Raw genomic sequence first — 13,615 nt, forward strand, 5'->3', positions numbered from 1 at the left:
CGGATTACGCGCTTCGAGGAGCACCTGATGCGTTCAGCAAAAGCACTCACCACCGCAACGCTGGTTGCTGCCACTGCTTTCGGCGGTGTGAGCACTGCACCCGCGGCCCGGGCCATAACCAAGGAAGACGTGGCCATCAACGGGACCTACCGCGTCACGTCCATTGGCGATTGGGCTCAGCGAAATGATCAGTATTTCGGCGAACCGACGGTCTACCAGGCATGGACCATCAGCTCCACGTGCGACTCGACCCTGGAATGCCATGGCACGGTGACGAGCGACCAGGGATGGAGCGCGCCCCTCTATATGAAGGATGGAGAGATGTGGAAGGTCAGGCGCGAAGTGCCGAACTGGGAGCGGTGCGAGGACGGTACCGCGTTTCCCGGAATACAGACCTTCTTCTTCTACCCGGTGAACGACAACGGCGGGTTCCAAATCGGGTCGCCGGTCCTGTCGGGCAAGGACAAGACGGTCGGCCCCAGCGGCGCGTGCGGGCAAAACAACTGGCTTGACATCACCATGCCGTTGCGCCTCGATCAGCTCTCCTGACCAAGCCCTCGTAGCCTCATCGCCCCCCTCGGCCCCTTCGCCGTAGCGCGGATTCAGATGGGCAGCATATCCTTCCACGTCCTGGGCGTCTTCGGAGCGACGAGATCTGACTGCTGGTACAACTTCCCGTCCGGACCGACATAGCGACCGGTGCGCGGATCGTACTTGGCCACCACGACCGACGGCGCACGCTTAGATGCGTTGGCCTCGAACGAGCTTGGCGCGGCCTGGGGTCCTCCGCCGCCGGGTGTGTCGGCCGGCGCGGGGTCGGCCGGTGCGGCATCGGGTGATACGGGAGGGGCTGGAGGCGGCGCCGGCGCGGCGGGCGGCGGGGGAAGCTCTCCGGCCGCAGGGACATCGAGTGGCGCAAAGGCCGGAAGGTCCGCCGACATTCTCGACATCGGCGCCAGCGCCGGCGGTCCCGACGACGGCACGGGGGGCACAGCCGCTCCCACGGTGCCCGGTGGCGGATTTTCTCCCCGCGGTCCCGCGGGGGCGCCGCGCGGCACAGCCCCCGGTGGCAGCGGCGTTCCCTCGACCGGGCCGAAAATCCTGTCGTTGGCGGTGATCCGGTCATCGGGCGGGACGCCCTGGGCTATCAGATTCGGATCCAGCGGATAGGGACCAAGGGTGTGCTGACGCATCGCCAACGGCATGTACGGCTTGTCACTGTTGCAGATTTCGACGGTCGGCGCGCGCTTGCCCGGGTGGCCCATGCAGGGGTAGTTGCGGGCACCGCGCACCCCGATCGGTGAATCCTGCGGGAGTTTGCAATACAACCCGTCGGGTGTGTCGATGTCGGACAGGTCGTCCGGGGATCGCCAGGTGTTGGGTGGCATGAAGCCGACCGTGCAAATGGGCGGATCATCGACCGTGGCCGCGAAGTCGCCGTAAGCCCTGCCATCGGGATGGTTTTCACCCTGAGCGGCCTGCTCGGCGGCGACGCCCGACGGCAACAACACCAACAGCTGCTCGATCGAAGGGTGGTAGGTGACGCCGATCTGTCCGATGGTGGTCAGGTTGGCCAGCAACACAGGCAGCGTCGGTTTGATTTGTTCCAGAAGCCGAGATGCTTCGTTCGCGGTGTCAGGGCCCTTCTGCAGGATGGTGCGGAAGTGAGAATCGTTGTTCACCAGCGTATCCGAGATGCCAGCGAAGCTGCGCGCCCACGTTCTGATCGAATCGGTGGTCCGCGCCTGGGTGTCCAGGAGCGGGCCGGTGTCTTCGGTGAGGGCCTTGGTACGATCGACGACGCCGTTGGCGTCGCGGGACAGCGTCTTCGAGGAATCGATCAGTGATCCCAGGTCGTAACCGGAACCGTTGAAGCCCTCGAAGGACTCGTCGAGCAATTGGCCAAGTTTGGTCTTCGGGATGCTTTGGACCAAGGCGTTGACCTGCTCGAGCATTGGGGCGACCGGCTGCGGAATTGTCGTGTCGCGCAAGGCGATAACGGAGCCGTCGCGCAGGTAGGGCGGCTTATCGGTTTTGGGCCGCAGGTCCACGTATTGTTCACCCACCGCGGAGACACTGAGCACGTGCGCCGTCAGGTCCGCGGGGACCTTGGGTGAAGTGCTCAGCGACAGCGTCGCTTTCGCGCCGGTCGGCGTCAAACCGACCGAGGTGACCTTGCCGAGCTGAACCCCCCGGTAGGTCACGTTGGAAAACCGGTACAGGCCGCCGGTTGCCGGCAGCTCCAGCGTCACCGTCATCCGGCCGATGCCCAGCAGCGTCGGCGCTTGGATGTAGAACAGGACCATCGAGATCACGCCGATGGTTCCCGCGATCGCGAAGACCCCCAGCTGAATTCGAACGAAGCGAGTCAGCATCTATCCACCCGATCCCGTCGGCGGCGTCACTGCGGGCTGCGGTGTTTGATTGAGGCCCGCGTCGGGCAGCGGCGCCTCGGCAGGCGGCGGACCGGGCAACGGAGCCGCGGCAGGCGGCGGCCCGGGCAGTGGCCCATAATTTCCCGGTCCCGGTGGCGCACCCGGCGGCGGCGGCAGCGGTAGTGCATTGGGATCGACCCACGGTGGCCTCAGCGGGTTATGCAGCGGATCAAGCGTGTAATTCAAGCGATACGGGTCCCCGGGCACCGGCGGCACGGGCATATCCAGCTGCCCCCAGTGGGTTCCCAGCATCAATCCCTTCTTGAGCCGTGGAATCGTCAGATCGAAATCGAAATGCAGGTTGAAGTAGTCACCTCGAACCGCTCGGTCGACGAAGTTCTGGGTGAAAGGGAACACGAACGACGCCGCGACGGCCGCGCCGAATTCCGGTCCGACATCGGCGAGCGCTTTGATGGTCGGCTCCAAGTTTTTGAGGTTCTTGACCAGGTCGCCCTGGGCGTCGTTGACCAGCCGGGTGGCGGTGCGGCTGAAAATGCGAAGATGATCTAGGGCGGACGTCAGACGCGGCCGCTCCTTGATCAACACCTCGAGCGCCGGCGGTATCTTGCGCAGCGCATCGCTCACGACGTCGCGTTGGTCGGCGAAGGTTGCCGACAGCCGATTCAGTGCCTGTATGGAGGCGACGATGTCGTCCCGCTGGTCGTCCAGTGTTCCCACAAACGTGTCGAGCCGAGTGATCAGATCGCGCAGCGCACCCTCGTGCCCGGAAAGCGCGGCCGAGAAGTTATGAATGACCTCCCCGATCTGTCCCAGCCCACCGCCGTTGACGACCGCGCCCAACGACGACAGCGTCTGCTCTGTTGAAGGGTAGGCCGATGCCCGGCTGAGCGGGATGGTGGCGCCCGGCTGAAGCCGTCCGCTTCCGGACTGACCCAGCGGCGTATTGAGCTCCACATGCATCGAGCCCAGCAAGCTGGTCTGACCGACGGTGGCTACCACGTTGGCGGGGACCACCACGTCGCGCTTGACCGAGATCTCGATGTCGGCGTGCCAGCCTTGCACCCTCATCGCACCCACGCTGCCGACGACGACGTCGTCGATCATCACCGGCGAATTTGACTCCATCGTACCGACATTCGGGAGTTCGACATGGTAGATGTTGGCCCCCGGCCCGCGCCCGACCGCACCGGGCAGCGGTAGTGAATTCAGGCCGTGGAATGCGCATCCTGTCGACGTCACCACCACGCAACAGCCGATGGCAAACACCCGACGAGCGAATCCTGATGGCCCGGCTCCTCCTCGGGCCGAGGGCCCGCATCGTCGCAGGGCCGCTACCCGCGCGATCATCGCTCTGGCCCTTCGTCTGGCAGCAGCATGCCCGACACGTTCGGCGCCGGCGGTGGTGGCACCGGCGTCGAGGGAGGCGGCGGCAGCGGCATCGCCGCGCCCGGTATGCGCTCCGGTGGCACCGCCCCGGGCGGTCCCACCGGATCACCCGGCAGGCCGGTGTAGGCCGACACCTCGGGCGGGATCTCGGGTGCTGCGGGCTTCGGGCCCTCGCCGCCGGGCGCCAGACGCGGTTCGGTATAGAGAACCCTGCCCGGGTCAACCGACTTTTGTATGAACGGGTTCAGCGGAATCGGCGAGTTGTTCCAACTGGTCTGCCGCAATCCGGGACCGAGGAACAGCGAGCACAACTTGCCCGATTCGACCGCGGTGATGTTCTCGATGGCGCCGATTTGCGTGCAGCCCGGTACGGAAAGCAGAACCTGACCGCCCCAGGTGGGATTCGCCATGTTCATGAGCCCGAACCCGCCCACGATGGTTCCGGTGTCGGCGTTGTAGTCGTTGAAGAAGTTGCCGAATGCGTTCGGCGAAGTGTGCAGAATGTTCTCCAGAGCCATGTGGTGATCGACCAAGTTCTGGGTGACATCGGCCAACCGGGCGATCTGCTCGCTGGTCTGGTTGCGGGTCCCGGCGACGAATCGCCGCACCTCGCCGACTGCGGTCGACAGATCGGTCAGCGCCGCATCGAGGTCGGATTTGCTGTCATTGACCACGCTGGTGAGCGTAGCCAGGCGGCCGTTGAAATGCTCGATCTGCACGTTGCTGTCGCGCAGCGCGCCGACGAAGGTCTGCAGGTTCTTGATGATGTCGACGATATTGCCGCTGCCGTTGGCGAGGATCCTGCCCGTCCCCGACAGCTGAGCGAGTGTTTGGCGCAGCTTGTCGCCGTTGCCGTCGAGCGCGTTGGCGGCGCTGTCGATGAACCGGCCCACAGATGTGCTCGAGACTCCGCTCTTGGGTCCCAAATCCGTTGCCAGCCGCATCAACTGGGTTTTGACCTCGTCCCACTCGACCGGCACCGCGGTCCGTTCCACCGGGATAACCGCCCCGTCGCGCATGACCGGCCCGCTGTCGCGGTAGGCCGGTGAAAGCTGGACGTAGCGGGCCGCCACCAGATTCGGGGCGACGATCACCGCCTTCGCGTCCGCCGGAATGGGCACGCCGCGGTCGATCTTGAAGACCATTTTGGTCTGTGTGCCTTGGGGCTGGATGGATTTGATGCTGCCTACTTTGACACCCGAAACCCGCACCTCGTCATGCGGATAAATGGCGGTGGCGGTGGTGAAGTAGGCGGTGACCGTCCGTGGTCCGAAGAACGTGTTGCGGACGACCACGGCGGCGCCGGCAACGATCAGCGCGAGAAAGGCGACCGCCGTCACGACCGCCAGTCGGCTGCGCGGGATCCGGGATATCCGGGAGGTCACTGTGATCCTCCGATCCGTCCGCCCAACGTGCAGCCAGGGCACTGCGGAATGGAGTTGTACGGCCAAGGCGTCAGCGCCCGAGGTACCGGCGATGGGAAGCCGGGGCCCTTCGTTGTATCGAAAGTTCGGAATCCCCAGAGATAGTCGATCAACTCCTGGAAGAGTTGCGGGACAAGGAAGTTCGGGGCGAACGCCTGGTAGGCGTACATACCGGAGATGGCCTCACCGACCGTGATTTCGAATTTGGCGAGACCTGGCAGCGCTTTGCCGATGTTGTCGCGGTTCTTCTCCAACACTCCGGTCACCCGGTTCAGCCGCTCCAGCGTCGGCGCCAAGGCGCTTTCGTTCTCGTGCACCAACGCTGTCAGCTGTTTGGCCACCACCGAGGTGCTGGCCAGCAGATCCACAATCTCTTGCCGGCGCGCGACCAGCACTTGGAGCAAAGAATCGGAGTTGAGGATGAGCTTGTTGACCTGCATGCTGCGCTCTGAAAGTATCCCCGTGACATCGCCGGCGCTCTTGAATAACTCACCCAGGCTTTTGTTGCGACTGTTGAGGGTTCGCGATAACCGGGTGAGTGCATCGAAGGCCGGCCCCATTTGGGGGGCAATCTGGTCGAGTGTCGCTGCCAGCGTGTCTAACGACTGATTCAGCGCCGTGGTGTTGGTTCCGGCCGTGTCCGACGTCAGGTCGCTGACCGCTTCGGTCAGCGAGTAAGGCGAAGACGTGCGCGAGACGGGTATCAGAGTCATTGGATGCATCGCGCCGCTGCCGGCAGATTCCACCGTCAGCATCCGCTCGCCCAGCAGTGTGCCGGTGCGGATGTGCGCGGAAGTCTCGGAGCCGAGCAGAATGTTGGCCTTCATCGCGAACGTCACCAGGGCATCACCGTGGCGCAGCTTCACGTCCGACACCGTGCCGACCTTTATCCCCGACACGATCACGGGGTTGCCTGTCACAAGGCCGCCGGCTTCGGTGAACAGCGCCTGGTAGCGGACCATCGTCGCCCAGGCGATGAACCGGTCGGGTGACAGGCCCACCAGGATGACCATCACCGCCATTACGACGCCGATGAGTCCGGGCTTGACGAGCCCTGCTCCGCGATACTTGAGCATTAGGGTTCCGTGCACCTTCCTGCATCTGACCGATAAATATTGGCGCGCACGGTCTTACCCGAGAGGTCGGTACCACGAAGCCCGAACTGGCAGAGGTAGTACGGGACGGTGGCGCCGTTCACGCCGAGTCGGACCAGTTTGCGGTAGTTCTGTGGCGCTTTGCCGAGTGCGGCGTCGATGCGGTCCTTGTCGCCGTCGAGTATCGGCGCCAGCCTATTCAACTGGGCTATGGTGCCGGACAGCGGCGGCCGCGCCTCGGCCAGCAGGTCCGCCAACGAGGCGGTTCCCTTGTCCAGGGCGTCGATGGCGGTCCCGATCGTGTCGCGGTCACCCGACAGGCCGCTGACAAGCTGCTCGAGGCGGTCGATCGCGCCGGAGAACTGTTTGCCGTCCTTGGCGATCGTGCCGATCACGATGTTGAGGTTGTCGATCAGCTGCTGCACGGTTTGATCGTTGTCGGACAAGGCATTGGAAAACGACGTCGTCTTGGCGAACAGCGAGTCGAGAGTCCCGCCCTGCCCCTGGAATACCTGCAACAAACCCGATGTCATCGCATTGACATCGCGCGCGTTCAGGCCCTGGGTAACTGGTTTGAGTCCGCCGAGCAGCAGATCGAGATCCAGCGCCGGCGCGGTGCGGCTGACCGGGATCTGACCGCCGGCAGGCAGATGCTTGGTCGAGCCCGGACCATCGACGAGTTCGAGGTAGCGATCGCCGACCAGGTTGAGGTAGCGGACCGCCGCCCTAGTGCCCTCAGTGAGGACGACGGCGCGGTCGGCGTCGAATTTCACCACGACTTTCTTGTCCGACTGCAGCGACACGCTATCGACCGTGCCCACTCTGATCCCGGCGACCCGCACCGACTGGCCTGGCTTCAGACGCGAGACGTCGGTGAACACCGCCGAATATTTGGTTGTCGCACCCGTGCGGTACTGGCCGAAGATGAAAAACAAGAAGGCCGTGAGCATCGCCATCACGACCGCGAAGATCGTGAACTTGACCAGCGTTGCGCGCGTTCTCATCCAGGTTCTCCGATCTGCGCGGAGTTGCGTGGTGGGCCGGCGATCGGCCCGTACAACAGCTGCTTGAGGAGATCGGAGTTGATCAACAGCTGTGGGTTGCCGTAGTTCACCGGATTGGCGCCGATGTCGGCAATCAGCTGCGGTGGGGACGTATTGAACGGCAGCACCGGCAGACCCACGCATTGCGGGCCGCCCGTCGCGGCGACCTTGGGCAGGTTCGTCGGATACCGGTAACGTTCGGCGCCCCACGTGATACTCGCCGAGATGTTGATGCTGGGTTCCGACAAGGGCGCCCCGTGCGCTATGTGTAAAATTCCGCCGAAAGCGCAGGTGAGTGCCGGACCGTACTCGTTGGTCAAATCGGTGGTGGGCACGAGCAGATGCATCACGTCCGTCAGCGGTTGGCGGTTCGTCGACAGCACGTCGTTGCCGATGTCCGCCAAGCCGATCGCACTGATCAGCAAAGCATCCAGGTTGTGCTGCTCTTCGACGATCGTCTTGCTGATTCGGGTCGCGTTGGCGGCGGTTTTGATCAAGTCGGGTGCCGCGTCGGCATAGGCGTTGGACACAGCCGGTAAGACCGCGAGGTCATGACGGAATGCGGGAAGGCTTGGCTCCAACCTGGCCAGGAACGAATCCAGGTCGCTCAGCGACTGGCCAAGCTGTGGTCCCCGCCCACTGAACGCCTGTGCCAATGCACCCAATGACTCGTTGAGCTTCGGCGGGTCGATGTGTGACAACACCGAAACCAATTGCTGGAACACCGTGTTGATTTCGACCATGACGTGCTGGCCCTGCAGCGTCTGGCCGGCACGGAGCCGCTGCGCCGAGGGTTGTTCCGGCGGCACCAATTCGACGGACTTCGCGCCGAAGACCGTCGATGAGGCGATGTTGACGAGCACGTTGCCGGGAATGAAGCGCATCTGTGACGGGTCCATAGCCAAGTGAATCGCCGCTTCGCCGTCGGGCAGCGCCTCGATCGAGGTGACCTTGCCCACCTGCACGCCGCGCAGCTTGACCTTGGCGTCGGGGTTCATCACCAGGCCGGCGCGCTGCGAAATCACGGTCACCGGCACGGTTTCGGTGAAGGAGCCCTGAAATAGACCCACCGCCACGGCGAAAATCAAGCCGATGATGAGGACGGTCGCCAGCCCGAGCAGGGGAGCCACATAGCTTCGCCCGGCGGGCCGGACATGACTCGCGGGCGCAGGCGGGGCTAGGATCTTGCCTTGGCCAGCTGGCACATTCTGAGTCACTCCCGTTTCACCTCCTCTGCTAACCGGACAGGTTGAAGTTGCCGTTCGTACCGTAGATTGAAAGCGACACCAACAGCGTCACGGACACCACGACGATGAGCGAGGTGCGCACCGCGTTGCCGGTGGCGTTGCCGACCCCGGCCGGCCCCCCCGAGGCGAAATAGCCGTAATAGGTGTGGATCAGCAGGATGGTGAGCGCCATCAGGATGGCCTGCAGGAACGACCACAGCAAGTCGATCGGGTTCAGGAACGTGTTGAAGTAGTGCTGGTACAAGCCCTGCGATTGTCCGAGTAGGAACGTCGTGGTGAACTGGCTGGCTACAAACGACAGGATGACCGCGATGCTGTACAGCGGCGTGATAGCCATCATTCCCGCCAGGATCCTGGTGCTCACCAAATAGGCGACCGGGCGAATGGCCATGCTCTCCAGCGCATCCACTTCTTCGTTGATCCGCATGGCACCCAGCTGAGCGGTCACCCCGGCGCCGAAGGTGGCCGCCAGGCCGATCCCTGCGACCACCGGGGCCGCGATGCGCACGTTGATGAACGCGGACAGGAAGCCCGTCAGCGCCTCGATGCCGATATTGCCCAGCGAGGTGTAACCCTGGATGGCCAGGGTGCCACCCGCCGCCAGCGTCAGGAAGCCGACGATCACGACGGTCCCGCCGATCATCGCCAAAGTGCCCGCGCCCATGCTGATTTCGGCGACCAGTCGCACGACTTCGCGCGTGTAGCGGGTGGCGGCGAAGGGCACCCCGGCGAGTGCCTTGCCGTAGAACACGGTGTGGTCGCCGATCCGGCCCATCAGGGCGACCGGCCTCTCGAGTTGGCGGGTAAAGCGCGGATATGCGGCTCTCAGCGTCATGGCAGCCCTACTTCGCCGTCATCTTGATGCCGATTGCGGTGACGACCACGTTAACGACGAACAGCGACATGAAGGCGTAGACGACGGTTTCGTTGACCGCGTTGCCGACGGCCTTCGCGCCACCGCCGGTGATCGACAGGCCCCGATAGCAGGCGACCAATCCGGCGATGAGACCGAAAAGCGCTGCCTTGACGCACGAAATGATCACCTCGGGCACACCGGTGAGCAGCGTGATACCTGCGGCGAACGCGCCGGGATTGACGTCTTGCACAAACACCGAAAAGACGTAACCGCCAAGAACTCCGATGATGACTACCAGGCTGTTGAGCAAAAAGGCGACCAATCCCGACGCCAGCATGCGCGGCGTGACCAACCGTTGCACCGGGTTGATGCCCAGCACCTCCATCGCGTCGATCTCTTCGCGAATCGTTCGCGCGCCAAGGTCCGCGCACATTGCGGTCGCGCCGGCACCCGCAACGATCAAAACCGTGACCAGCGGGCCGAGCTGGGTGACCGCGCCAAACGCGGCGCCCGCACCGGAGAGGTCCGCCGCGCCCAGTTCGCGCAGCAGGATATTGAGCGTGAAGCTGACGAGAACGGTGAACGGGATGGCTACCAGCAAGGTGGGAGCCAGCGACACCCGCGCGACAAACCAGGACTGCTCCAAGAACTCCCGCCACTGGAAGGGCCGGCGGAACAGGAACTTGACCGCATCGGCCGACATCGCGAACAAGGCGCCGACGGCATGCATGGGCCCGGAGAAGTCCCATTTGAGTTTCAGCTGTGGCAATCCCGCTGACCAGTGGTCGGCGCCCTTAGTTGCCATCGCCGTCAGACCCTTTCCACGCTACGAGACCGGCAGTCTTGTTCTGCCGCAACGGCTGCGGTAAATTCATCAGAATTGACAGCCGTAAACGCGCGCTGACGAGGGCGAAATGCTCAGCGGACAGCCAATTTCCGGCATCGACCTTCGATGTGACAGTCGCTGGTCCACGCACGCCGGTCCTCCGTTTTGTTGAGTGAGTTGGCTGCAAAACGAGGGGGTCCACGTCTTGAAGCGTCCGGCGATTATGACTCATGCCGCGTCCGGGCGGAGCGAAAAATGCATAACCGTTATCGCGCATTTCGCGATCGGGGTAAGGGCGCAAGGCAACTGCGTCCCAACGGAAGCGACGCTCGGCTCAAGCATGTCTGTGCTGCTCCAGTCCTAGGTGACGGCGCCAGCCGTCTTGAGTTCGATGATCCGGTCCCAGTCGAGGCCGAGCTCCATCAAGATCTCGTCGGTCTGCGCTGCGAATCCGGGGGCCGGCCCGGTCTGTGGCGCTGCGACGTCGAACTGTACCGGGTTTGCCACCAGCTCGAGTTCACCCGCCCGCACCAGGTACTCGTTGGAGCGGATCTGCGCGTCCTCGGCCGCTTGCAGAGTGTCCTGCACGGGTGCCCACGGCCCGGAGAGGGTGGCGAAGCGCTCGCTCCACTCGGCCAGCGTGCGGCCGGCGATGGCCTTGGTCAGCAGTTCGACGGCGTCGGAGGTGTGGGCGGCGATGTTCTCCACAGTGTCGAAACGCGGGTCATTGGCCAACTCGGGCAGGTCGACGTGGCGGCACACGTCCGCCCAGAACTTGGTGGGCTGCATCATCACGAAGGAGATGTAGCGGCCGTCGGACGTCGTGTACAGGCCCACCAGCGGGTTATTGGGCGCCCCGTGCACGCCCGGCGGTGGCGCTTCCAGCCGCTGGTTCAAATGCTTTGTCAGCGCGACGGTGTGTCCCATCGACCACAGCCCGCTGCCCAGCAGCGACACATCGACGACGGACGGTTTGCCGGTGCGCTCGCGTTTGAGCAGCGCCGCCGCGATGCCACCGGCGAGGTTGGTGCCCGAGATGGTGTCGCCGTACGCCGGTCCGGGCGGCGCGATCATCCCCGGCATGCCGGCGGGAGTGATGGTGGCGGCGGTTCCGGCCCGGCACCAGAAGGCTGTCATGTCGTAGCCGCCCTTTTCCGACTCGGTGCCACGCGGGCCGAGCGCGCTGCCGCGGGCGTAGACGATGTTCGGATTCACCGTACGGATGTCGTCGACGTCGATGCCGAACTTCTTCCGATGAGCGGGAAGGAAACTGGTCAGGAACACATCGGAGCGACGGGCCAGTTCGTAGAGCACTCCCTTGCCCTCGGGCACCGACATGTCCAGCCCGATGCTGCGCTTGCCGCGGTTCGCGTGCTCGATGTTCGGATTGGGGTCGCCTTCGACGCGCAGCATCCCGGTCTGTCGCAGTCCACGTTGTGGGTCACCGGTCACCGCGTGCTCGACCTTGACCACATCGGCGCCCCATTCGGCGAGCACCGCGCCCGCCGACGGGACGAACCCGTACATCGCGACTTCGAGGACGCGGATGCCTTCGAGCGGCCTCATGCGCCGGCTCCTTTCCCTGAGACGGCGGGCACGGCGAAGGTCTTGCGCTCGAGGAACTCCTCGAGCCCGGCGACCCCCATCTCGCGACCCACGCCCGACTGCTTGAAACCGCCGAACGGGGTGTCCGCGCTGAAGTAGTTGCCGCCGTTGATCGAGAAGGATCCGGTCCGGATCCGGCGCGCGACGGCGAGCGCGCGCTCTTGATCGCGGCTGAACACCGCCCCCGCCAGTCCATAGATCGAGTTGTTGGCGATGCGCACGGCGTCGTCGTCGTCGTCGAACGCGATCACCACGAGCACCGGGCCGAAGATCTCGTCCTGCGCGATCTCGCTGTCGCGATCGACGTTGGTCAGCAGTGTCGGCGCATAGAAGAAGCCGGGATCGAGTCGCTTGCCGCCGGTGACCAGGGTGGCCCCCGCGGCGACGGCGCGCTGCACCATGCCGTCGACCTTGTCCCGCTGCTGCTCGTTGATCAGCGGCCCCATATACGTTTTGGGGTCGGCCGGATCGCCGTGTCGCACCTTGGCGAAATTCTGCGCGATCAGTTCGACGATTTCGTCGTGGTGCGACCTGGGCACCAGCAGCCGGGAGGTGAGCGCACAGCCTTGGCCCGCGTGGGTGACCATGCTGAACGCCGCGAACAGGGCCGCGTTGGCGAAGTCGGCGTCATCGAGCACGATGGCCGCCGACTTGCCGCCCAACTCCAGAAAGACGCGCTTGACGGTGTCGCTCGCGGCGGCCATGATCTTGCGCCCCACCGCGGTCGATCCGGTGAAGGTGATGACGTCGACGTCCGGGCTGGTGGTCAGGGCGACTCCGGAAGCCGGATCCGACGAGCTGAGTACGTTCACCACCCCGGCGGGGATGTCGGTGTGGTTGGCGATCAGCTCACCGAGCGCCAGCGTGACCAGGGGTGTGTCCGGGGCGCCCTTGAGCACCACGGTGCATCCGGCGGCCAGCGCGGGGGCGAGCTTCGCCAGCGCGAGCTGGTTGGGATAGTTGTAGGCGATGATGGCCCCGACCACCCCGGCGGCTTCCTTTTCCACCCAGCGGTGGTGGCGCATGCCTCGCGATTCTTTTTCGCCGAGGTCCTCGGTGAACTGATAGGTCCGCAGCAGGTCCGCGTAGAACCGCACGATGCCGATCGGCTCATCGAGCTGGGCGCCCTGGGTCAGCACACGGGTGGCGCCCACTTCGGCGATCGTGAGGTCGCGCAACTCGTCGGCGTGGTCGACGAGCGCCTGATGCAACTGGTCGAGGCAGCGGATCCGCAACTCGACGTCGGTGGGCCAGCTGGTCTCGTCGAACGCCCGCCGGGCCGCCGCGATCGCGGCTTGGGCCTGCTCGCCGCCGGCGTCCGGCGCATGCCCGATGACCGCGCCCGTCGCGGGGTTGATCGAGGGGAACGCGCTGTCCGCGCTGACCAGCCGGCCATCGATCAACAGACGGCGGTCGACGTGGGACTCGGGCGCGGCATCCGCGACGGTCTGCGCGGCGGGCTCTGCCGTGTCCTGGGCAGGCATTCCGTACCCCCTAGTGTGGTGGCGATCACGATAATTTCATTCTCTCCCCCGGCGAATCTTACATTCGCCTTTCGATAATTCAAGAAAGTCTCAGGATTGAGATCGGGGTGCTGACCAGGGCCGCAACCGGCCGTACACTGCCGGCCAGGGCCTTTCCCCGCAGGCCGGACGCGGTGTTAGGCGCATGTTGCACGCCGCTCCGCGCGGAGAGTAAGGTTCTCATAATTGCAAGGGAGATTCTTTGTGACCGAAAT

The 13,615-nt window shown here is 64.6% G+C and carries 11 protein-coding genes; 1 reads left to right on the forward strand and 10 read right to left on the reverse strand.

Annotated features, from left to right (window positions below; translation table 11 throughout):
- Positions 1-27 precede the first annotated feature (27 nt).
- Entirely contained in the window at positions 28-549 is a 522-nt protein-coding gene (locus DQP57_RS01180) for a hypothetical protein (RefSeq protein ID WP_112630952.1), read from the forward strand.
- Between the two features lie 53 nt (positions 550-602).
- Here the strand turns inward: DQP57_RS01180 and DQP57_RS01185 are convergent, their stop codons facing one another.
- From DQP57_RS01185 to DQP57_RS01230, 10 genes are all read right to left on the reverse strand, one after another.
- On the reverse strand, positions 603-2,375 hold the full coding sequence (locus DQP57_RS01185) for an MCE family protein (RefSeq protein WP_112630954.1): 1,773 nt from the start codon (positions 2,373-2,375) through the stop codon (positions 603-605).
- Positions 2,376-3,743 (reverse strand): MCE family protein, encoded by a 1,368-nt coding sequence (locus DQP57_RS01190; RefSeq protein WP_430917548.1) that lies wholly within the window; start codon positions 3,741-3,743, stop codon positions 2,376-2,378.
- The gene (locus tag DQP57_RS01195) at positions 3,740-5,167 is read right to left on the reverse strand and encodes an MCE family protein (protein ID WP_112630958.1); all 1,428 of its coding nucleotides are present in this window, start codon (positions 5,165-5,167) and stop codon (positions 3,740-3,742) included. The genes DQP57_RS01190 and DQP57_RS01195 overlap by 4 nt, the downstream gene beginning before the upstream one ends.
- On the reverse strand, positions 5,164-6,282 hold the full coding sequence (locus tag DQP57_RS01200; protein ID WP_112630960.1) for an MCE family protein: 1,119 nt from the start codon (positions 6,280-6,282) through the stop codon (positions 5,164-5,166). The genes DQP57_RS01195 and DQP57_RS01200 overlap by 4 nt, the downstream gene beginning before the upstream one ends.
- Positions 6,282-7,304 carry an MCE family protein gene (locus DQP57_RS01205; protein ID WP_112630962.1) on the reverse strand — a complete coding sequence of 341 codons (1,023 nt, stop codon included), beginning with the start codon at positions 7,302-7,304 and terminating at the stop codon, positions 6,282-6,284. Before DQP57_RS01205 ends, DQP57_RS01200 begins: the two co-directional genes overlap by 1 nt.
- Positions 7,301-8,560, reverse strand: coding sequence for an MCE family protein (locus tag DQP57_RS01210; RefSeq protein WP_112630964.1), 1,260 nt, complete (start codon positions 8,558-8,560; stop codon positions 7,301-7,303). The genes DQP57_RS01205 and DQP57_RS01210 overlap by 4 nt, the downstream gene beginning before the upstream one ends.
- Before the next feature lie 19 nt (positions 8,561-8,579).
- A complete protein-coding gene (locus DQP57_RS01215; RefSeq protein WP_112630966.1) occupies positions 8,580-9,425 on the reverse strand; it encodes an ABC transporter permease in 846 nt (281 codons plus the stop codon).
- A 7-nt stretch (positions 9,426-9,432) separates the two neighbouring features.
- Positions 9,433-10,251, reverse strand: coding sequence for an MlaE family ABC transporter permease (locus DQP57_RS01220; RefSeq protein WP_112630968.1), 819 nt, complete (start codon positions 10,249-10,251; stop codon positions 9,433-9,435).
- A 381-nt stretch (positions 10,252-10,632) separates the two neighbouring features.
- Positions 10,633-11,838, reverse strand: a complete 1,206-nt coding sequence (locus DQP57_RS01225; protein ID WP_112630970.1) for a CaiB/BaiF CoA transferase family protein — start codon at positions 11,836-11,838, stop codon at positions 10,633-10,635.
- Positions 11,835-13,361 (reverse strand): aldehyde dehydrogenase family protein, encoded by a 1,527-nt coding sequence (locus DQP57_RS01230; protein WP_112630972.1) that lies wholly within the window; start codon positions 13,359-13,361, stop codon positions 11,835-11,837. Before DQP57_RS01230 ends, DQP57_RS01225 begins: the two co-directional genes overlap by 4 nt.
- Positions 13,362-13,615 lie beyond the last annotated feature (254 nt).

The sequence above is a fragment of the Mycobacterium colombiense genome, from assembly GCF_003284935.1.
Classification (GTDB): Bacteria; Actinomycetota; Actinomycetes; order Mycobacteriales; family Mycobacteriaceae; genus Mycobacterium; species Mycobacterium arosiense_A.

Bases quoted from the DNA above. Each gene is read 5' to 3' on its own strand.
- DQP57_RS01180 (WP_112630952.1), top strand. From the start codon at position 28: ATGCGTTCAGCAAAAGCACTCACCACCGCAACGCTGGTTGCTGCCACT.
- DQP57_RS01185 (WP_112630954.1), bottom strand. From the start codon at position 2,375: ATGCTGACTCGCTTCGTTCGAATTCAGCTGGGGGTCTTCGCGATCGCG.
- DQP57_RS01190 (WP_430917548.1), bottom strand. From the start codon at position 3,743: ATGATCGCGCGGGTAGCGGCCCTGCGACGATGCGGGCCCTCGGCCCGA.
- DQP57_RS01200 (WP_112630960.1), bottom strand. From the start codon at position 6,282: ATGCTCAAGTATCGCGGAGCAGGGCTCGTCAAGCCCGGACTCATCGGC.
- DQP57_RS01205 (WP_112630962.1), bottom strand. From the start codon at position 7,304: ATGAGAACGCGCGCAACGCTGGTCAAGTTCACGATCTTCGCGGTCGTG.
- DQP57_RS01215 (WP_112630966.1), bottom strand. From the start codon at position 9,425: ATGACGCTGAGAGCCGCATATCCGCGCTTTACCCGCCAACTCGAGAGG.
- DQP57_RS01220 (WP_112630968.1), bottom strand. From the start codon at position 10,251: ATGGCAACTAAGGGCGCCGACCACTGGTCAGCGGGATTGCCACAGCTG.
- DQP57_RS01225 (WP_112630970.1), bottom strand. From the start codon at position 11,838: ATGAGGCCGCTCGAAGGCATCCGCGTCCTCGAAGTCGCGATGTACGGG.
- DQP57_RS01230 (WP_112630972.1), bottom strand. From the start codon at position 13,361: ATGCCTGCCCAGGACACGGCAGAGCCCGCCGCGCAGACCGTCGCGGAT.